The sequence below is a fragment of the Massilia aerilata genome (assembly GCF_042656905.1).
Lineage (GTDB): Bacteria > Pseudomonadota > Gammaproteobacteria > Burkholderiales > Burkholderiaceae_D > Telluria > Telluria aerilata.
The window spans coordinates 150501-170773 of record NZ_JBHSMZ010000026.1 but is presented as its reverse complement, the minus strand read 5'-3'; the positions used below and the strand labels follow the sequence as shown (position 1 = coordinate 170773).

The window sequence follows — 20273 nt, the reverse complement described above, 5'->3', positions numbered from 1 at the left end:
GGGAACGACGATTCATAGGCCGCGGGACGACGTCCTTACGCCGTCTCGCCAAACAACTCACGCCCGATCAGCATGCGGCGGATCTCGCTGGTGCCCGCGCCGATTTCGTAGAGCTTCGCATCGCGCCACAGACGACCGACCGGATACTCGTTGATATAGCCATTGCCGCCCAGGGTCTGGATCGCTTCGCCGGCCATCCAGGTGGCTTTTTCGGCGCTGTACAGGATGGCGCCGGCGGCGTCCTTGCGCAGGGCGCGCACGGCGGCGGCATTGTCTGCGCGGTCGCAGGCCTGGCCGACCGCATACACATAGGCGCGGCAAGCCATCATGGTCGAATACATGTCGGCGATCTTGCCCTGCATAAGCTGGAACTCGCCGATGGCCTGGCCGAACTGCTTGCGCTCGTGGATGTAGGGGACGACCACGTCCATGCAGGCCGACATGATGCCCAGCGGGCCGCCGGACAGCACGGTGCGCTCGAAGTCCAGGCCCGACATCAGCACGTTGACGCCTTTACCCACGCCGCCCAGCACGTTCTCGACCGGCACTTCGCAATCCTGGAACACCAGTTCGCCGGTGTGCGAACCGCGCATGCCCAGCTTGTCCAGCTTCTGCGCGATCGAGAAGCCTTTGAAACCTTTTTCGATCAGGAAGGCGGTCATGCCGCGCGGGCCGGCTTCGATGTCGGTCTTGGCGTAGACCACCAGCGTGTCGGCATCCGGGCCGTTGGTGATCCACATCTTGGTGCCGTTCAGGACGTAGCGGTCGCCTTTCAGCTCGGCGCGCAGTTTCATGCTGACGACGTCGGAGCCGGCGTTCGGCTCGGACATGGCCAGTGCGCCGACGTGCTCGCCCGAGATCAGCTTGGGCAGGTATTTCTGCTTTTGTTCTTCGCTGCCGTTGCGCTTGATCTGGTTGACGCACAGGTTCGAGTGGGCGCCATAGGACAGGCCGACCGAGGCCGAGGCGCGCGAGATCTCTTCCATCGCGACGATGTGGGCCAGGTAGCCCATGTTGGCGCCGCCGTATTCTTCGCTGACGGTGATGCCCAGCAGGCCCAGTTCGCCCATCTTCTTCCACAGGTCCATCGGGAACTGGTCGGTACGGTCGATTTCGGCCGCGCGCGGCGCGATCTCGCTCGCCGCAAACTGTTGCACTGCTTCGCGCAGCGCGGCGATGTCCTCGCCGTGGTCAAAGGTCAAGCCTGGCAGATGCAGCATGTCGTCCTCTCTTGTCTCGTGTGTCGTTATGGTTGGCGGGGTGGCTGAACGGGATGATAGCGCGGAGTGACGTTAACGTAAACGTCAACCAACCAATACGTCATGCCGGGCACTGCCCGACCTGACTCCCCGCGAAGGCGGGGACCCAAGTTTATGCGTGCCTATTACACAGCAGAACCTGGATTCCCGCCTGCGCGGGAATGACGTGCATACTGAGCCGGTAAGCGCCTACTTACGCCGCACTCCGCTCCTGCGGCCCGGCATCCTCATCGGTACCGGCATCCACCAGCAGGCGCCGGCATTCTTCCTCGTGGACGGCGATCTCGGCCAGCGACATCTCGATGTCGGCGCGCTGCTGCTCGAGCGTATCGCGCTGGTGCGCGAGGACGCCGAGGAAGCGGTTGATCTGGGCCGCCGTGTCCTTGGGCGACTCGTACATGTCGACGATGCTTTTGATTTCCGACAGGGTCAGCCCCAGGCGCTTGCCGCGCAGGGTCAGTTTCAGGCGGGTACGGTCGCGCGGGGTGTAGACGCGGTTGCGGCCGCCCTGGCCTTCGCGCATCGGGCTCAGCAGGCCCTGGTCTTCGTAGAAGCGGATGGCGCGGGCGGTGATGTCGAATTCGCGCGCCAGTTCGGCGATGGTGTAGGTGGGGCCCATATTATTCTGCATAGTCGAAATCACATAGAATCGCGGCTGCGCTTCTATTTCCCGCATTTTAGTTTCCGTTAACGTCAACGGCAATCTTGATTGCATTGTAGCCTGCCCACGGCAGCGCCATCACGAAAGATTCTGGCATGAACCCACTCGAATCCCAGCTCAGCTACCCCTTCGGCGACACCATCCCGCCCATCGGCACCGTGCACGACCTTGCACCCGGCCTGCGCTGGCTGCGCATGCCGCTGCCCTTCGCCCTCGACCACATTAACCTGTGGCTGATGGACGACAGGGTCGAGGGCAGGGAAGGGCTGGCGCTGGTCGACTGCGGCGCCAGCACCGAGGCCACTCGTGCCGCCTGGGAGCAATTGTTTGAGGGCGCGATGGCGCAGCAGCCGCTGCTGCGCGTGTTCGCGACCCACTGCCATCCGGACCACGTCGGCCTGTCCGGCTGGCTGTGCGAGCGTTTTACAGCGCCGTTCTGGACCAGCGCCGCCGAGTTCGGCTTCGCGCGCATGATGGCGGCCGCGCTGCCGGGCGTGGACGGGCCCTCGGCTATCCCCCATTTCCAGCGCCACGGCCTGGTCGACCCGGCCATGCTCGAGCAGATGCAGGGCCGCCGCAACTACTACCCCTCGCTGGTGCCGGCCGTGCCGCCCGCCTATACCCGGCTGCAGGACGGCCAGCGCGTGCGCATCGGCGACCGCGAATGGCGCGTGATCACCGGTTTCGGCCATTCGCCCGAGCACGTCTCGCTGTATGCGGACGAGGGGCGCATCCTGATTTCCGGCGACATGGTGCTGCCGCGCATTTCCACGAACGTGTCGGTGTTCGCGGTCGAGCCGGAAGGCGATCCGCTCGCACAATATCTTGCGTCGCTGGACAAGTTTGCCGATCTGCCGGACGACACCCTGGTACTGCCCTCGCATGGCAAACCCTTCCGCGGCCTGCACGTGCGCATCGAACAGTTGCGCGCGCACCACGTTGCGCGCCTGGAAGAGGTCCGCGCCGCCTGCACCGAGCCGCGCTCGGCAGTTGACATTGTCCCGCTGATGTTCCGGCGCCAGCTCGACGCCCACCAGCTCAGCTTTGCGCTCGGCGAGGCCTTGGCCCATCTGCATACACTGTGGTACAGCGGTATCCTTGAACGTGTAACCGGCGACGACGGCCTTATCCGCTTTAAATTGCGCTGATTCGCGACGATTTCGGCTGTCGGGAATTCCTGCGGGCAAGCTTTAAGCTTGCCCGTTTCTTTTGCATGACTGAAATTCCACAAGCAAACGTTTTCTTTTTCCTGTAGGATATTTTTCACACTTACCTATTCTCTTACCAGAAAGCACGATAATTGCTGGACAGCACTGTGAGAATTGGTCAATACTCACATGTTTGTTACTTTCAGACTTTCGCGCTTTACATAAGGTCTGAACCATGGAGAAACCATGACAGCCCTGCATGAACCACTAGTACCTCCGATGAATTCGACCAACGAGCGTGAGAGCTTCAGCGAGCGTTTGCAGCAAGCGCTGAAAAATGCCCACTATTCGCCGGACAGCCCGACGCGGCTGGCGCGCGAATTTAACATTCGTTTCGAAGGCCGTCCGATCACGGTCCACGCCGCCCGCAAATGGCTGGTTGGCGAAGCCATTCCGACCCAGGAAAAGCTGCGCATGATCGCCCAGTGGCTGGGCGTGCCGGCTGACTGGCTGCGCTTCGGTGGTTCCGACAACGCGCCGGCCAACGGTGAGACCGCCGACGCATCGGCGCGTTTCGAATCGGCCGACGTCAAGCTGATCGCCGACCTGCAGCGCCTGGACGAGCATCACAAGCAACTGGCGCGCGAGTTCATCCGCATGCTGGTGCGCATGAACCACCAGCCGAAGTAAACCTGTCTAGACAACAACGGCCTGGCCCAGGGGATCTCCTCTCGCCGGGCTCTTGTCATTTTTATTCCTTACTGCAATTTTTCTTCAAACGGACGGCACAAATGGCCGAGTCTCGCGCATAATCCATTAGCTACTGGCGCCCGCCAGCGTTATCGGTCATATAAGGATGCAGTGCCCTCATGATTAATAACTACAGCAGTACCGCGCAGTTGAAAGACCTCATGACCGCGCCGCCGATGACAGCGGCGCAACACGCAGAAATCATGCGCAAGCGGAACGAGCAACGCAGGAAAATCGAAGACGCAAGAGAAGCAAGGAAGGAAGAGCAGGAAAGGTACGGGGACAGGCGCTAGACTCAGGCGTCTTTCATGCCCGTCCAGCGCGGGGCGAGATCATTCTCGATCCCCAGCAGGTCGATGACACGCGCCACCGTGTGGTCGACCATCTCGGCTATGCTGCCCGGCTTGTTATAAAAGCTCGGCAGCGGCGGGAACACGATGCCGCCCATCTCGGTGACGGCCGTCATATTGCGCAGGTGCGCCAGGTTGAACGGCGTCTCCCGCACCATCAGCACCAGGCGCCGGCGTTCCTTCAGGATCACGTCGGCCGCGCGTGCGATCAGATTGTCCGAGATGCCATGGGCGACCGCCGCCAGCGTCTTCATCGAACAGGGTGCGATCACCATGCCGTCGGTCTGGAACGAGCCGCTGGCGATCGAGGCGCCGATTTCGCGGTTCTTGTGCACCACGTGGGCGAGCGCTTCCACGTCGCGCCTTTGCAGACCGACTTCCTGATGCAGGGTGAGAGTCGCGGCGTCGGAAACGACCAGGTGGGTCTCGACGCCGGGAAGGGCGCGCAGCCGCTCGAGCAGCCGCACGCCGTAGACCGCGCCGGTCGCGCCGGTGATGGCGACGACGATCCGGCGTGGCCTCGGATCAGCCATTCTGCTGCTTGTTGATCAGGGCTTGCAGTTCGCCGGATTCGTACATTTCGGTCATGATGTCCGAGCCGCCGACGAATTCGCCGTTCACATACAGTTGCGGCACGGTCGGCCAGTTCGAGAATTCCTTGATGCCCTGGCGCACTTCCGCATCTTCCAGCACGTTCACGGTGGCGATGTTATCGACACCGCAAGCCTTCAGGATCTGGATCGCACGGCCGGAAAAGCCGCATTGCGGGAACTGGGCGGTGCCCTTCATGAACAGCACGACCGGCGTCTTGGTCACGGTCTCTTTGATCCAGTTTTGTACGTCGCTCATTTGGTTTTGCCTTCGGGTGAAATTTTGGGGGATGACGGCATTTTATAAGAAAACCTGCCTTTCCGCCGCCGCCCCCGCGAAGGCGGGGGGCCAAGTTTGCAAGCTTGTCGACCGTGCTAACGGAACTTGGGTCCCCGCCTGCGCGGGGACGACGGTGAATTATTTCTTCAGCTTGGCAAACGCCGCCGCCATCGCGCCGCCTGCCGCCGGCGCCGCGCGTTCCTGGCGCTGCTGTTGCTGGCCCATGCGCTTGCGGTCGTCGCGGTCGCCGCGCTGCTGCGGCTGCGAACCGGCTTGCGGCGCCGAATCCGACAGGCGCATGGTCAGCGCGATGCGCTTGCGCTTGGCGTCGACTTCCAGCACTTTGACTTTCACCACCTGGCCGGCCTTCACCACCGTGTGCGGATCTTTCACAAAGGTGTTCGACAGCGCCGAGATGTGCACCAGGCCATCCTGGTGCACGCCGATGTCGACGAAGGCGCCGAAAGCGGCGACGTTGGTCACCACGCCTTCCAGGATCATGTCCGGGCGCAGGTCCGAGATCGCTTCCACGCCTTCCTTGAAGGTGGCGGTGGTGAATTCCGGACGCGGGTCGCGGCCCGGCTTTTCCAGTTCCTTCAGGATGTCGCTGACGGTCGGCACGCCAAATTTGTCGTCGGCGTACCTGGCCGGGTTCAGGGTCTTCACCAGCGAACCGTCGCCGATCACGGTCTTGATGTCGCGCTTGATATCAAGCAGGATCTTCTCGACCACCGGATACGATTCCGGGTGCACCGCCGAGGCGTCCAGCGGATTGTCGCCGTTCATGACGCGCAGGAAGCCGGCGGCCTGCTCGAAGGTCTTGTCGCCCAGGCGCGGCACCTTCTTCAGTGCGGCGCGCGAGGCAAACGCGCCCTGCATGTCGCGGTAGGTGACGATGCTCTGCGCCACGCTGGCGGACAGGCCCGAGACGCGCGCCAGCAGCGGCGCCGAGGCCGTGTTGACGTCCACGCCGACGGCGTTCACGCAATCCTCGACCACGGCGTCGAGCTGGCGCGCGAGCTGGGTCTGCGAGACGTCGTGCTGGTACTGGCCGACGCCGATCGATTTCGGGTCGATTTTCACCAGCTCCGCCAGCGGGTCCTGCAGGCGGCGCGCGATCGACACCGCGCCGCGGATCGAAACGTCGAGGTCCGGCAGCTCGCGCGAAGCGAATTCGGACGCCGAATACACCGAGGCTCCAGCCTCGGACACCACGATCTTCGTGAGCTTGAGTTCAGGCCTCTGCTTGATCAGGTCCTGGGCCAGTTTATCGGTCTCGCGCGAGGCGGTGCCGTTGCCGATCGAGACCAGCGACACATTGTGCTTCGCCGCCAGCTGGCCCAGCACGTGCAGCGAACCGTCCCAGTCGTTGCGCGGCGCGTGCGGGTAGATGGTGGCGGTGTCGACCACCTTGCCGGTCGGGTCGACCACCGCCACCTTGACGCCGGTGCGCAGGCCCGGGTCCAGGCCCATGGTGGCGCGTGGGCCGGCCGGGGCGGCCAGCAGCAGGGCCTTCAGGTTGCGCGCGAAGACCTGGATCGCGTCCGTTTCCGCCTTGTCGCGCAAGGCGCCCATCAGTTCCGTCTCGATGTACATGAAGCTTTTCACGCGCCAGGTCCAGCGCGCGGTGTCGAGCAGCCATTTGTCGGCAGGGCGTCCCGCGCCCTTGATGCCGAAGCGCGCCGCGATGCGGGCTTCGCAGGGATTCAGCGGCGCGTCCCATTTCGGCTTTTCTTCTTCGGTGTCGAGGCGCAGGGTCACGTCCAGGATGCCTTCGCGGCGGCCGCGCATCAGCGCCAGCGCGCGGTGCGACGGAACCGTGGACAGCGTTTCCGAGTAATCGAAGTAGTCGGCGAATTTTTCGCCTTCTTCCTGCTTGCCCTCGACCACCTTCGATTCGACCACGCCGTGCTCCTGCACGTATTCGCGCAGCGACTGCAGCAATTCGGCGTCTTCGGCGAAGCGCTCCATCAGGATCTGGCGCGCGCCGTCCAGCGCGGCCTTGGTGTCCGCCACGCCGGGGTTGTTGACGCCGTCGGCATTGGTGAAGGCATCGCGCAGGTATGCGGCGGCGGCTTCCTCGGGGTTCCGGGCCGGGTCGGCCAGCAGCGCGTCCGCCAGCGGCGCCAGCCCGGCCTCGATCGCGATCTGGGCCTTGGTGCGGCGCTTCTGTTTATAGGGCAGGTAGAGGTCTTCGAGGCGGGTCTTGTCTTCGGCCAGCGAGATCGCCTGCAGCAGCTCCGGCGTCATCTTGTTCTGCTCGGTGATCGAGGCGATCACCGAGGCGCGGCGCTCTTCGAGTTCGCGCAGGTAGCGCAGGCGTTCTTCCAGCAGGCGCAGCTGGATGTCGTCCAGGCCGCCCGTCGCTTCCTTGCGGTAGCGGGCGATGAAGGGCACGGTCGCGCCCTCGTCGAGGAGGGCGACGGCGGCGGCCACCTGGGCCGGTTTGGCGGACAGTTCTTGGGCGAGGCGTTGTTCGATCGAGGGCAGCATGGGGCGCAAAATCAGTAGGTCAGGCGGTCAATGATACGCAAACCCGACGGATACACCAGTCTTGACAGCCCGATTCGATCGTGCGTCTCAGCCCGGCAGCGGGCTGCGCGACTGGCGGATCTTGAGCAGCAGCCGCACGATGGTGTAGGGCACCAGCAGCACATAGAGGACCAGGACCAGCGCCAGCGGCGCCAGGAAGGGGAGCGACAGCTGGTCCAGCACCGTGCGCTTGTCCACGATGAGGAGCCAGACCAGCATGGGCGTGGCGCTGCCGACCAGCATCCCCAGCAGTTGCTTGAACTTCCGTGCCCGCGACGCTTCGTCGGTGAAAATCTGCGGCGCCTTGCCGTTCACGGCCGGGATGCGCCAGTACTGCCACCCGACTGTCGTCGCAGCCAGTGTCCATCCGGCGTCCTGCATCAGCTGATGGAAGCCGGACTCCCTGGTCTCGGGCGAATAATTGACGCGGTACACGATGTCGGCCGGTTCGCCGCGGCGAAAGGTCCAGAAGCACAGCGGATTCACGTCGACAAGGTGCAGGCCTTGTTGCGCCATTTCACGCAGCCAGTTTTCCTGGGGTTCATCCTCGTGCGCCAGGAAAAATTTGAACCTGGTGACCGTGTTTTCGCTCATATCGCCTTCTCCTTGTCGTGTTGGATCAATGCAAACTGTCCGATACGCACCATCGTGGCCAGCCGCCGCACCTGCTCGGCCAGCACCAGCCTGCCTTTATCCGTCAATCCATACGTTTTGCGCCGGTCCTGCTCGCTGACTTTTTCGATCAGGCCCTGCTTTTCCAGGGCGGCGAAGGCGCCATACAGCGTGCCCGGGCCGATCGCCACCTGTCCCTCGCTCATGGCCTCGACCTTCTGCATCAGGGCATAGCCGTGCAGGGGCTCGTCGAGCGCCGCCATGACGTAGTAGGTGGCTTCCGATAAGGGAAGATATTTGCTGACATCGGTGTCCAATCGGGCTCCCAGGTAACTATATCGGCATCCGACATATCGTTGTTCGATATAGTAGCACCCCTTTTTAAATTCAGGAACCGTGGTGAAGTGAAGCGGTCCATCCACATATTGGCCGTGCTCGTTCGTGTGGGGGTGGTGCAAATGCGCGGAAGCGTGTAACTTTTCTCTCTTTCGGCCAGTAAACATTTCTTGGCAAGGTGCGATTCCGAACAAAACAGAACGGACCGCATGAACGATAATATCGGTTGTTGTTTTTCTTCATACAGACTCGTGAGACCCATGCACACAGTTGATTTTCATCGCGACGACACCAGCGAGGCACCACCAGCCCGAGCGCCTGCACGCGCGCCGGCCCTGCCCGCCCCGGTGTTGAGCTGGCTGCAAAGGGTCGAAGCGGCAGCACATCCCCAGCCGAAGCTGACCGCGGAAGTCGCCGACCCCAAAGCCGTCCAGTACAAATTCGTTTATGTCATGGCCCCGACCAGCGGCGGCCGCCATGTCGCGGTGTGCCTGTGCAAGGCGCGCCTGCGTCCGAACGGCGACGTGGCCGCGGCCAGCCCGGTCGGCGAAGTGTTCTCGCTGCTGTCGGCGCCGCCCGCCTACCTGGAAGGCGACGACGAGGACCTGGTCCGTTTCTTCATTGCCATGCGCAGCGGTTCGAACCAGAGCACCAGCGCCACCGAGCCGAAGGGCAAGGTCGGCGCCATCCTGCTGCAGCAACTGCTGGCGCAGGGCAAGCTGCTGTGGGCGAACTCGTGGTCGGACATGAGCAATGGTTTGCTGTATCCGCTGCAGGCGGGGCCGGTCCGCAAGGCCAGCCTGGCCTGGCGCGACGAAGGCCGCACGGCCAGGCTCGGCTGGTCGGTGGAACCGGCCAAGGGCGCGACCCATGCCGGCGCCGACCTGGTCGACTACATGCTGCCGACCGATCCGCCGTGGTACATCGACAACCTGTCTTGCGGTCCTCTCGAGCTGAACCGTGGCGGCATCGACATCTCGCTGGCCGACCTGCAGGCGCTGGTGGCCCAGGCCCCTATGCTTGCCGGCAACGACAAGAAACGCGTGTCGCAGCTGCTTCTGGCGCACGGCCTGCAACAGCTGATGCCGCTGCCGCAGCCGCTCACCCAGCGCCTGCGCGACGACGTCAAGCCGGTGCCGCACCTGATGCTGGACGCGATTCCGGTCGCCGAGGGCACGGGCCAGCGCTGGCAGGACTTCGCGGTCCTGGCCTTCGACTACGACGGCCAGCGCATCTCCTTCGACCCGGCCCAGCGCGTGGTGCGCCAGATCGGCGACGTCACCGAGGTCATCGCGCGCGACGAAGCCGCCGAGGCGAAGGCGCTCGACATCCTCAACAAGATGGGCTTCCGCAAGCCGGCCACGGCGCCGCTGAGCACCCTGTCAGGCGCCCTGCTGCTGGACGGCCAGGCGCAGTGGCTGCGTTTTGCCGGCAACGACCTCGAATCGCTGACCGACCTCGGCTGGCAAGTGCAGAAATCGGCCAAGTACCGCTACGACGTGGTGCCGGTCGAGGACTGGTATGCCGACATCGACGAGCCGCCGGAAGCGGGCAATGCCTGGTTCGAACTGGAGCTCGGCATCGTCGTCAACAGCAAGCGGGTGCCGCTGCTGCCGGTGCTGGTCCAGCTGATCCGCAATGCGCCGCTGGACTTCAATCCGGAAGTGCTGGCCGCGCACCAGGAAGCCGACCAGATGCTGGCCACCCTGTCCGACGGCGTGCGCGTGGCGCTGCCCTGGGGCCGCGTCAAGCCCATCCTGTCGACCCTGGGCGAGCTGTATTTCAACGATAAGATCAAGGCCAGGGTCCGGCTTTCGACCCTGGATGCGGCGCGCCTGGAAGAACTGGCGCGCGGCGCCGAGTTCACCTGGACCGGCGGCGAACGCCTGCGCGAGACCGGCCGCAAGCTGAGCCAGTTCGGCAAGGTGAAGAAGGTCGACGCCCCGGCCGGCCTGCAGGCGACCCTGCGCGACTACCAGCTGGACGGCCTTGCCTGGATGCAATTCCTGCGCGAATACGACCTGGGCGGCATCCTGGCCGACGACATGGGCCTCGGCAAGACCGTGCAGACCATCGCCCACATCCTGACGGAAAAGGAAGCGGGGCGCCTGACCAGCCCGGCGCTGGTCATCGCCCCGACCAGCCTGATGATGAACTGGATGGAAGAAGCCGCGCGCTTCGCCCCCAGCCTGAAGGTGCTGCTGCTGCAGGGCAAGGAGCGGATGGAGCTGTTCGACCAGATCGACGGCGCCGACATCGTGCTGACCACCTACGCCCTGCTGCCGCGCGACGAGGAAAAGCTGCGCGAGCACGAATACCACCTGGTGATCCTGGACGAATCGCACTACATCAAGAACACCCGCTCGAAGGCGGCGCAGACGGCCGGCTCGCTGAACGCGCGCCATCGCCTGTGCCTGTCCGGCACGCCGCTGGAGAATCACCTGGGCGAGCTGTGGTCGCAGTTCCACTTCCTGCTGCCGGGCCTGCTCGGCGACGAGAAGACCTTCAACAGCCAGTTCCGCCACCCGATCGAACGCCAGGACGATCCGGTGCGCCGCATGTTGCTGAACCGCCGTATCAAACCCTTCCTGCTGCGCCGGACCAAGGACAATGTGGCCAAGGAACTGCCGCAAAAGACGGAAATGATCCGCCGCATCGAGATCAGCGGCCCGCAGCGCGACCTCTACGAGACCGTGCGCCTGGCGATGGACAAGAAGGTGCGCGAGGAAATCGACCGCAAGGGCGTGGCGCGCAGCCAGATCGTGATCCTGGAAGCGCTGCTCAAGCTGCGCCAGGTCTGCTGCGACCCGCGCCTGGTGAAATCCATGCCGTCGCGCAAGAACACGGCGGCGATTTCGGCCAAGCTGACCGACCTGATGCAGATGGTCGACGACCTGCTGGGCGAGGGCCGCAAGATCCTGGTGTTCTCGCAGTTCACCAGCATGCTGGCCCTGATCGAGGAAGAGCTGGAAGCGCGCGGCATCCGCTACGCGCTGCTGACCGGCGAAACCCGCGACCGCTCGGCCCAGGTGGCCGCCTTCCAGCAGGGTGCGGTGCCGATTTTCCTGATCAGCCTGAAGGCCGGCGGCGTCGGCCTGAACCTGACCGCGGCCGACACCGTGATCCACTACGATCCATGGTGGAACCCGGCCGCCGAAAACCAGGCCACCGACCGCGCCTGGCGCATCGGCCAGGACAAGCCGGTGTTCGTTTATAAATTGATCGCGAAGGGCACGCTGGAAGAAAAGATCCAGCTGCTGCAGCAGAAGAAGTCGGAGCTGGCGCAGTCGATCCTGTCCGAAGGCGAATCGCAGAAGATGGCGCTGACGCAGGAAGATCTGCAGGCGATTTTTGCGCCGTTGGAGGACTAAGCGAATTACCACCGTCGGGCTGGGCACTGCCCAGCCCGACTCCCCGCCTTCGCGGGGACGACGTTTATAGGCGCGGGGACGACGTTTTGGTGATGCGAAATATGCACGTTGCGTACGCAAAGCAAGGTCCTGGAGCAGCTGTTCTATACAAACCGCTAAACAGCACACTATACTTCCTGACTGAAATTAATTAACTCCCTTGAAGGTTTCCATGGCCCGCAGCGCTCCTGTTCTTCCGCCTGGCGATGCGCAGCCCACGTCCACGCTGGCCACGGCCGACGCCTTCCGCAGCATCGCCGAACTCGGCGGCGATCTCGTCTTCATCATCGATTGCGCCAGCGGCCTGCCCGTCTATCTGAGTCCTCATGTCAACGATATGCTGGGTTATGGCGTTCTTGATGTTCATGAACATTTGTCAACTAATGCCAGGGGCCCGCTGGCGCCGCTCTGCGCCGGTCTGCAGGAACGCCTGCGCCGCTTCGCCTCCGGCGACGGCTCGCGCCTGCGCGTGGCGCGCGAGTTCGAGCTGCGCCGCCCGGATGGACGCGAGGTGCTGGTGGAAGTGATGTCGACCCTGTTGCTGGACCAGGCGGGCAGGGCGCAGGCGCTGGCCGGCATCGTGCGCGACCTGTCGGCGCGGCGCGAGCAGGAACGCGAGCAGAAGCGCTTCGCCAGCATGCTGAACCACGAGTTCCGCACGCCGCTGTCGACCATCGACGGCGCCATCCAGCGGCTGGAAGCGACCAATGCGAATGCCGACGCGCCAACGCGCCAGCGCTACCGCAAGATCGCCACCGCCACCGACCGCCTGATCGCGATGCTGGACGATTACCTGTCGCCGGAGCGGATGGCGGCGCTCGGGCGCCAGCGCCAGGCGCATACCGTGGCGCCGCGCCTGCTGCTGGAAGAACTGGTGGCGCAGGCGCGCGTGGCCGGCCGCAAGGTGAGCCTGAGCGCGGATGCCTTGCCGGCCAGGCTGCGCGGCGAGCCTGCCGGCCTGCGCCTGGCGCTGAAGATCCTGCTGGAAAACGCGCTGCGCTACACGCCGACCGACAGCAGCCTGGCCGTGCTGGGTCGGCCCGTGGGAAATGGCGTCGAACTGGCGCTGCGCGACAGCGGCCCGGGCGTGCCCGCCGCCGATTTGCCGCGCATCTTCGACAAGGGCTATCGCGGCAGCAATGCGGCCGGCCTGCCGGGCAGCGGCCTGGGGCTGTACATGGCGCGTTCGCTCGTCGAAGTCCACGGCGGCGCCCTGGAGCATGCGGCGCCGCCGGAAGGTGGGGCCGAGTTCCGCTTGTGGCTGCCGGTTCAGGATGCGCCGGGGAAAGGTCTTGCCTCAAGCGAGACCAGCAGTGATAATCGGGGCGGCCTACGGGGGTAGCCGCCCGACGGAAAGAATCCGGGAATATAAATAAGAGAAACATGGCCAACCCATGACGCAAATACTGATTGTTGAAGACAATGGCGAATACGCCGGCGACATGGCCGACTTCCTCAAGGAGCTCGGCCACGAGGTCACGATCGCGACCACCGCCGGCGACATGTGGGCGGCGCTGACCCGCACGCCGGCCGCAGTGGTGGTGCTCGACCTGGGCCTGCCCGACGAAGACGGATTCAATGTCATCCCGCGGATGCGCCAGCTGTATCCCGAGATCGGCCTGCTGGTCCTGACGGGACGGGTCGCATTCGACAACCGCATCCTCGGCCTGCGCCTGGGCGCGGACCACTATCTGACCAAGCCGATCAAGTTTCCGGAGCTGGCCGCCCACATCGAGGCGCTGGACCGCCGCGTGCGTCCGCAAGAGCCGGCGCCGGCGCCGAGCAAGTGGACGCTGCGCGTCTCGGCCCGCCAGCTCGAGCTGATGGGCAAGATCATCGACCTGACCGAAAAAGAGTGTAATTTCCTGCACCTGCTGACCATCAACACCCGGCCGGTGCCGCGCCAGGTGATCGTGGCCGGCATGGGCGGCGACGACCCGGACGCCAGCCGCCGCGTCGACATGCTGGTCTACCGCCTGCGCAAGAAGGCGAGAACGGGCCTGGGCCAGGACCTGCCGCTGCGCAGCGCCTACGGCGAGGGCTACAGCCTGTCGGCCGGGTTTACGCTGGCCTGAATGGGCCGGCGGGCGCGCCTTCTTTTCGCAGGGGCGCTCGGCGCCGCCGCCTTGCTGGGCTGGCGGCTGCTGCACCAGGAAGCGGACCCGGATCCGCAAGCGTGCAGTACATCGACGGCGGACTTCATGGCCTCGTTTGCGCCGGGTACACCTTATTCCGAGGTTGTGCGGCGGCTCCAGCACCTGAAACTGCGCTTCGAGGCGCCCGCACCGCTGCCGGAGACTGTCGCCGGCAATCCGCCGCTGCTCTACGTGCGGGTGAAGGAGACCGGTTTCGCGGTCAGCCGGCGCGAAGACGTCCGTATCGAATTCGACAGCGCCAGACAACTGGTCCGGCTGGACTGCATGGTGTTCCTGCACGGACCCTGATAAGTTACGCCCTTTGACGGCATCTTCCAGCCGGTTTCGATAATCAGGGACACAGTGGTGCACAATTTTCGTGCATTCGCATATAATTGGGGACAGAGTTCACTCCCCCAACACGCCATGGCCCGCCAACCCCGCCTGATCCTGCCGAACCAGCCCCACCTCATCCTCCAGCGCGGCAACGACAACGGGCTGATTTTTCGCGACGACGAAGACCAGGAACGCTTCCACGGCTGGCTGCAGGAATGCGCCCGGCTGTACCAGGTCGCCGTGCACGCCTGGGTGCTGATGCCGAATCACCTGATCCTGCTGGCCACGCCCCAGGACGAAAACGGGCTGGCGCTGATGATGCAGAAGGTCGGCCGCCATTACGTCCCCTGGTTCAACAAGAAGCACGGCCGCTCGGGCACCCTGTTCGAGGGGCGCTTCCGCACGTCCCTGGTCGACGCCGCGCCCTGGCTGCTGGCCTGCAGCCGTCATCTTGAACTGGCGCCCGTGCATGCCCGCCTGGTGGCCGACCCTGCCGATTACCGCTGGTCGAGCTACGCCCACCATGCCGGCATGCGTTCCGACACCCTGATTACCGACCACATGCTGTACTGGGGCCTCGGCAATACCCCCTTCCAGCGCGAAGCCGCCTACACCGAGCTGGTGCAGCAGGGCGGCGGCAGGGAAGAAGAGGCGCTGATCGGCACCGCTCTCGCCAAAGGCTGGCCGATCGGCTCGCTCACTTTCAAGACCGAGCTCGAAAAAAAGACCAAACGGCAGATTCTGCCAGCCAAGCGTGGCCGGCCATTCAAGGTCAAACCAGTCTCCGAGACTGCGGAAGCACTGCCCGAGATTCCCTAAGGTATTGATTTAATTTGATTCAGATACCCGTTTCAAGCCTGGAACGGGCGCTGATTTACTGTGTCCCTATTTAAATTGAAAGGTAGAGTTTCCGAATTTAATTTGACTCCGACCCTAATTGTTGTGATTGAAGTTTATTGTGCTCTGCACTATTCTCGGCCTTCAATCTTTCAAAAATGTCGTGGAGTCCCTCATGATTGCCCAAGGTTTGTACGATCCCGCCAATGAACACGATGCCTGCGGCGTCGGTTTCATCGCCCACATCAAGGGCAACAAGAGCCACTCGATCATTGAACAGGGTTTATTAATCCTGAAGAACCTGGACCACCGCGGCGCGGTCGGCGCCGATGCGCTGATGGGCGACGGCGCCGGCATCCTGATCCAGATCCCGGACCAGTACTACCGCGACGAGATGGGCAAGCAGGGCGTTGAACTGCCGCCGCCCGGCGAATACGGCGTCGGCATGGTGTTCCTGCCGAAGGAACATGCCTCGCGCATCGCCTGCGAACAGGAGATCGAGCGCGCCGTGCGCGCCGAGGGCCAGGTCGTGCTGGGCTGGCGCAACGTGCCGGTCGACGACGTGATGCCGATGTCCCCGACCGTGCGCGCCAAGGAACCGGTGATTCGCCAGATCTTCATCGGCCGCGGCCCGGACGTGATGGTCACCGACGCCCTCGAGCGCAAGCTGTACGTGATCCGCAAATCGTCGGGCCACGCGATCCAGGCCCTGAAGCTCATGCACGGCAAGGAGTTCTTCGTGCCGTCGATGTCGGCGCGCACCGTGGTCTATAAAGGCCTGCTGCTGGCCGACCAGGTCGGCGTCTACTACAAGGACCTGCAGGACCCGCGCTGCGTTTCCGCGCTGGCCCTGGTGCACCAGCGCTTCTCGACCAACACCTTCCCGGAATGGCCGCTGGCCCACCCGTACCGCCTGATCGCCCACAACGGCGAGATCAATACCGTCAAGGGCAACTTCAACTGGACCCGCGCCCGCGAAGGCATGCTCAAGTCGGCCGTGCTGGGCGATGACCTGCCCAAGCTGTTCCCGCTGATTTACGAAGGCCAGTCCGACACCGCCTGCTTCGACAACGCACTGGAACTGCTGGTGATGGCCGGCTACCCGATCGGCCAGGCGATGATGATGATGATCCCGGAAGCCTGGGAAAACCATGCGACCATGGACGAGAACCGCCGCGCCTTCTACGAATACCACGCCGCGATGATGGAGCCGTGGGACGGCCCGGCCGCGATGGCCTTCACCGACGGCCGCCACATCGGCGGCACCCTCGACCGCAACGGCCTGCGTCCGGCGCGCTATGTGGTCACCGACGACGACCTGGTGGTGATGGCCTCCGAATCCGGCGTGCTGCCGATCCCGGAGTCGCGCATCGTCAAGAAATGGCGCCTGCAGCCCGGGAAGATGTTCCTGATCGACCTGGAAGCCGGCCGCATCATCGACGACAAGGAATTGAAGGACACCTACGCGAACGCCAAGCCGTACAAGGCCTGGATCAAGTCGGTGCGCATCAAGCTCAACGAAATCAAGGTCACCGAGAGCCAGCTGGCGCAGAGCCGCGTCAAGGACACGCCGGCGCAAGGCGAGAAGGCGGCGATCTCGCTGCTCGACCGCCAGCAGTCCTTCGGCTACACCCAGGAAGACCTGAAATTCCTGATGTCGCCGATGGCCGTGCTGGGCGAGGAGGCCACCGGCTCGATGGGCAACGACTCGCCGCTGGCGGTCATGTCCAACAAGCTGAAGCCCTTGTACGCCTACTTCAAGCAGCTGTTCGCGCAGGTGACCAACCCGCCGATCGACCCGATCCGCGAAGCGATGGTGATGTCGCTGGTGTCCTTCATCGGCCCGAAGCCGAATCTGCTGGACACCAACAACGTCAACCCGCCGATGCGCCTCGAAGTCTCGCAGCCCATCCTCGGCTTCAACGACATGGCGCGCCTGCGTTCGATCAGCCTGCACACCGGCGGCAAGTTCAAGTCGTATGAGCTGAACATCTGCTACCCGGTCAGCTGGGGCAAGGAAGGCATCGAAGCTTCGCTGGCATCGCTGTGCGCGGAAGCCGTCGACGCCGTGAAATCCGGCCACAACATCCTGATCGTCTCGGACCGCGCGATGTCGGGCGAGCAGGTCGCGATCCCGGCCCTGCTGGCGACGTCCGCCGTCCACCAGCACCTGGTGATGCGCGGCCTGCGCGCCTCGACCGGCCTGGTCGTCGAAACCGGCTCGGCGCGCGAGACCCACCACTTCGCGCTGCTGGCCGGCTACGGCGCCGAAGCCGTGCACCCCTACCTGGCGCTGGAAACCCTGGTCGAGCTGGCGGCCCACCTGCCGCACCCGATGTCGGCGGAAGAGGCGGCCAAGAACTACACCAAGGCGGTCGGCAAGGGCCTCATGAAAGTGATGTCGAAGATGGGCATCTCGACCTACATGTCCTACTGCGGCGCGCAGATCTTCGAAGCGATCGGCCTGAACAAGTCGCTGGTCGACAAATATTTCAAAGGCACCTCGTCGACGGTGGAAGGCATCGGCCTGTTCGAAGTGGCCGAGGAAGCGCTGCGCCTGCACCACCTGGCCTTCGGCAAGGACCCGGTGCTGGCGAACAGCCTGGACGTGGGCGGCGAATACGCCTACCGCGTGCGCGGCGAAGACCACCTGTGGACGCCGGACGCGATCGCCAAGCTGCAGCACTCGACCCGCGCCAACAACTTCAACACTTATAAAGAGTACGCGCAGCTGATCAACGACCAGAGCAAGCGCCATCTGACGATGCGCGGCCTGTTCGAATTCAGGATCGACCCGAGCAAGGCGATCCCGCTGGGCGAAGTCGAGCCGGCCAAGGACATCGTCAAGCGCTTCGCCACCGGCGCGATGTCGCTGGGTTCGATCTCGACCGAAGCCCACGCCACGCTGGCGATCGCCATGAACCGTATCGGCGGCAAGAGCAACACCGGCGAGGGCGGCGAAGACCCGGCGCGCTACATGGGCGAATTCAAGGGCATCAAGATCGCCAGGGGCGAGACCCTGGCCTCGATCCTGGGCTCGGACCGCGTCGTCGCCGACATCCCGCTGCAAGAGGGCGACTCGCTGCGCTCGAAGATCAAGCAGGTGGCCTCGGGCCGTTTCGGCGTGACCGCCGAGTACCTGGCTTCGGCCGACCAGATCCAGATCAAGATGGCCCAGGGCGCCAAGCCGGGCGAAGGCGGCCAGCTGCCGGGCCATAAGGTGTCCGAGTACATCGCCTCGCTGCGCTTCTCGGTGCCGGGCGTCGGCCTGATCTCGCCGCCGCCGCACCACGACATCTACTCGATCGAAGACCTGGCCCAGCTGATCCACGACCTCAAGAACGCCAACCCGAGCGCCTCGATCTCCGTGAAACTCGTGTCGGAAGTCGGCATCGGCACCGTCGCCGCCGGCGTCTCGAAGGCCAAGGCCGACCACGTGGTCGTCGCCGGTCACGATGGCGGCACCGGCGCCTCGCCGCTGTCCTCGGTCAAGCACGCCGGCACGCCGTGGGAGCTGGGCCTGGCCGAGACCCAGCAGACCCTGGTGCTGAACGGCCTGCGCAGCCGCATCCGCGTGCAGGCCGACGGCCAGATGCGCACCGGACGCGACGTCGTCATCGCCGCCATGCTGGGCGCCGACGAAATCGGCTTCGCCACCGCGCCGCTGGTGGTCGAGGGCTGCATCATGATGCGCAAGTGCCACCTGAATACCTGCCCGGTGGGCGTGGCGACCCAGGACCCGGTGTTGCGCGCCAAGTTCCAGGGCAAGCCGGAACACGTGGTGAACTACTTCTTCTTCGTCGCCGAAGAAGCGCGCCAGCTGATGGCGCAGCTGGGCATCCGCACCTACGACGAACTGATCGGCCGCGCCGACCTGCTCGACAAATCGAAGGCGATCGGCCACTGGAAGGCGCAGGGCCTGGACTTCAACAACATCTTCTACCAGCCGAAGGTCGACAGCCCGCGCGCCCTGCTGCACAGCCAAGGCCAGGACCACGGCCTGGACCGCGCACTCGACCACAAGCTGATCACCCAGGCGAAACCGGCGCTGGAGCGCGGCGAGCGCGTGTCCTTCATCTCGCCGGTGCGCAACCTGAACCGCACGGTCGGCACCATGCTGTCGGGTGAAGTCGCCAAGCGCTACGGCCATGCCGGCCTGCCGGACGACACCATCCACATCCAGCTGCAGGGCACGGCGGGCCAGTCGGCCGGCGCCTTCCTGGCGGCCGGCATCACGATCGACCTGGTCGGCGAGGGCAACGACTACGTGGGCAAAGGGCTGTCGGGCGGCCGCATCATCGTGCGCCCGAACACCGAGTTCCGCGGCTGGGCGGTCGACAACATCATCGTCGGCAACACGGTGCTGTACGGCGCGATTTCCGGCGAAGCCTTCATCAACGGCGTGGCCGGCGAACGCTTCGCGGTGCGCAACTCGGGCGCGACGGCCATCGTCGAGGGCCTGGGCGACCACGGTTGCGAGTACATGACCGGCGGTACCGTGGTCGTGCTGGGCGAGACCGGCCGCAACTTCGCAGCCGGCATGTCGGGCGGCGTGGCCTATGTGTACGACCCGAAAGGCGAGTTCGAACAAAAGTGCAACATGACCATGGTGAACCTGGAGCGCGTGCTGTCGACCAAGGAGCAGGGCGACAAGTCGACCTGGCACGCCCAGGGCCGCGGCAGCGAGCGCGAATCGGACGAAGCGATCCTGAAGCGCCTGATCGAACGCCACTTCAAGCACACCGGCTCGACCCGCGCCCGCAACCTGCTGGACGACTGGGCCACCAGCCGCGGCAAGTTCGTGAAGGTCTTCCCGACCGACTACAAGCGCGCGCTGGAGGAGATGCACAACTCCAGCATGGAAGAGGCGAACGACAAGATCGAGTTGGCTGCGTAATACACCACGCCACCAAGGTCATCGCACAATAAAACAACGTCATCCCCGCGAAGGCGGGGATCCAAGTTCTGCTTGCATCTCGACTGCGCGTCCAACTTGGATTCCCGCTTCCGCGGGAATGACGGAGCTCCAAGCTCCCG

16 protein-coding genes are annotated in these 20273 nt (G+C 64.4%); 9 read left to right on the top strand and 7 right to left on the bottom strand.

The window, feature by feature from the left end:
* Positions 1-35 precede the first annotated feature (35 nt).
* Both ACFPO9_RS25990 and ACFPO9_RS25985 read right to left on the bottom strand, forming a co-directional pair.
* Positions 36-1220 (bottom strand): isovaleryl-CoA dehydrogenase, encoded by a 1185-nt coding sequence (locus ACFPO9_RS25990; protein ID WP_379776958.1) that lies wholly within the window; start codon positions 1218-1220, stop codon positions 36-38.
* 232 nt (positions 1221-1452) lie between these two features.
* Positions 1453-1878: a MerR family transcriptional regulator gene (locus ACFPO9_RS25985; RefSeq protein WP_379776956.1), complete on the bottom strand. Its 426-nt coding sequence runs from the start codon at positions 1876-1878 to the stop codon at positions 1453-1455.
* Positions 1879-2015: 137 nt separating this feature from the next.
* Here ACFPO9_RS25985 and ACFPO9_RS25980 point away from each other — a divergent pair, with 137 nt between their 5' ends.
* The 3 genes from ACFPO9_RS25980 to ACFPO9_RS25970 all read left to right on the top strand — a co-directional run bounded on the left by ACFPO9_RS25980 (position 2016) and on the right by ACFPO9_RS25970 (position 4111).
* Entirely contained in the window at positions 2016-3068 is a 1053-nt protein-coding gene (locus ACFPO9_RS25980) for an MBL fold metallo-hydrolase (protein WP_379776953.1), read from the top strand.
* Positions 3069-3347: 279 nt separating this feature from the next.
* Positions 3348-3758 (top strand): hypothetical protein, encoded by a 411-nt coding sequence (locus ACFPO9_RS25975; protein ID WP_379776950.1) that lies wholly within the window; start codon positions 3348-3350, stop codon positions 3756-3758.
* 179 nt (positions 3759-3937) lie between these two features.
* Positions 3938-4111 (top strand): hypothetical protein, encoded by a 174-nt coding sequence (locus ACFPO9_RS25970; RefSeq protein WP_379776947.1) that lies wholly within the window; start codon positions 3938-3940, stop codon positions 4109-4111.
* Between the two features lie 2 nt (positions 4112-4113).
* Here the strand turns inward: ACFPO9_RS25970 and ACFPO9_RS25965 are convergent, their stop codons facing one another.
* From ACFPO9_RS25965 to ACFPO9_RS25945, 5 genes are all read right to left on the bottom strand, one after another.
* Positions 4114-4701, bottom strand: coding sequence for a UbiX family flavin prenyltransferase (locus ACFPO9_RS25965; protein ID WP_379776945.1), 588 nt, complete (start codon positions 4699-4701; stop codon positions 4114-4116).
* The gene (grxD, locus tag ACFPO9_RS25960; protein WP_379776942.1) at positions 4694-5017 is read right to left on the bottom strand and encodes a Grx4 family monothiol glutaredoxin; all 324 of its coding nucleotides are present in this window, start codon (positions 5015-5017) and stop codon (positions 4694-4696) included. Before grxD ends, ACFPO9_RS25965 begins: the two co-directional genes overlap by 8 nt.
* A gap of 159 nt (positions 5018-5176) precedes the next feature.
* Positions 5177-7531: a Tex family protein gene (locus tag ACFPO9_RS25955; RefSeq protein WP_379776939.1), complete on the bottom strand. Its 2355-nt coding sequence runs from the start codon at positions 7529-7531 to the stop codon at positions 5177-5179.
* Positions 7532-7618: 87 nt separating this feature from the next.
* Positions 7619-8164: a DUF2812 domain-containing protein gene (locus tag ACFPO9_RS25950; protein ID WP_379776936.1), complete on the bottom strand. Its 546-nt coding sequence runs from the start codon at positions 8162-8164 to the stop codon at positions 7619-7621.
* Positions 8161-8499: a PadR family transcriptional regulator gene (locus ACFPO9_RS25945; RefSeq protein ID WP_379776933.1), complete on the bottom strand. Its 339-nt coding sequence runs from the start codon at positions 8497-8499 to the stop codon at positions 8161-8163. The genes ACFPO9_RS25950 and ACFPO9_RS25945 overlap by 4 nt, the downstream gene beginning before the upstream one ends.
* A 279-nt stretch (positions 8500-8778) precedes the next feature.
* On the opposite strand from ACFPO9_RS25945, the gene ACFPO9_RS25940 reads away from it, so the two are divergent.
* From ACFPO9_RS25940 to ACFPO9_RS25915, 6 genes are all read left to right on the top strand, one after another.
* Positions 8779-11889 carry a DEAD/DEAH box helicase gene (locus tag ACFPO9_RS25940; RefSeq protein ID WP_379776930.1) on the top strand — a complete coding sequence of 1037 codons (3111 nt, stop codon included), beginning with the start codon at positions 8779-8781 and terminating at the stop codon, positions 11887-11889.
* Between the two features lie 211 nt (positions 11890-12100).
* Positions 12101-13270: a PAS domain-containing sensor histidine kinase gene (locus tag ACFPO9_RS25935; RefSeq protein WP_379776927.1), complete on the top strand. Its 1170-nt coding sequence runs from the start codon at positions 12101-12103 to the stop codon at positions 13268-13270.
* A 52-nt stretch (positions 13271-13322) separates the two neighbouring features.
* The gene (locus ACFPO9_RS25930) at positions 13323-14003 is read left to right on the top strand and encodes a response regulator transcription factor (RefSeq protein WP_379776925.1); all 681 of its coding nucleotides are present in this window, start codon (positions 13323-13325) and stop codon (positions 14001-14003) included.
* 165 nt (positions 14004-14168) lie between these two features.
* On the top strand, positions 14169-14372 hold the full coding sequence (locus ACFPO9_RS25925; RefSeq protein WP_379776923.1) for a hypothetical protein: 204 nt from the start codon (positions 14169-14171) through the stop codon (positions 14370-14372).
* 117 nt (positions 14373-14489) lie between these two features.
* On the top strand, positions 14490-15218 hold the full coding sequence (locus ACFPO9_RS25920) for a transposase (RefSeq protein WP_379776920.1): 729 nt from the start codon (positions 14490-14492) through the stop codon (positions 15216-15218).
* A gap of 193 nt (positions 15219-15411) precedes the next feature.
* Positions 15412-20133, top strand: a complete 4722-nt coding sequence (locus tag ACFPO9_RS25915) for a glutamate synthase-related protein (RefSeq protein ID WP_379776918.1) — start codon at positions 15412-15414, stop codon at positions 20131-20133.
* Positions 20134-20273: the final 140 nt, after the last annotated feature.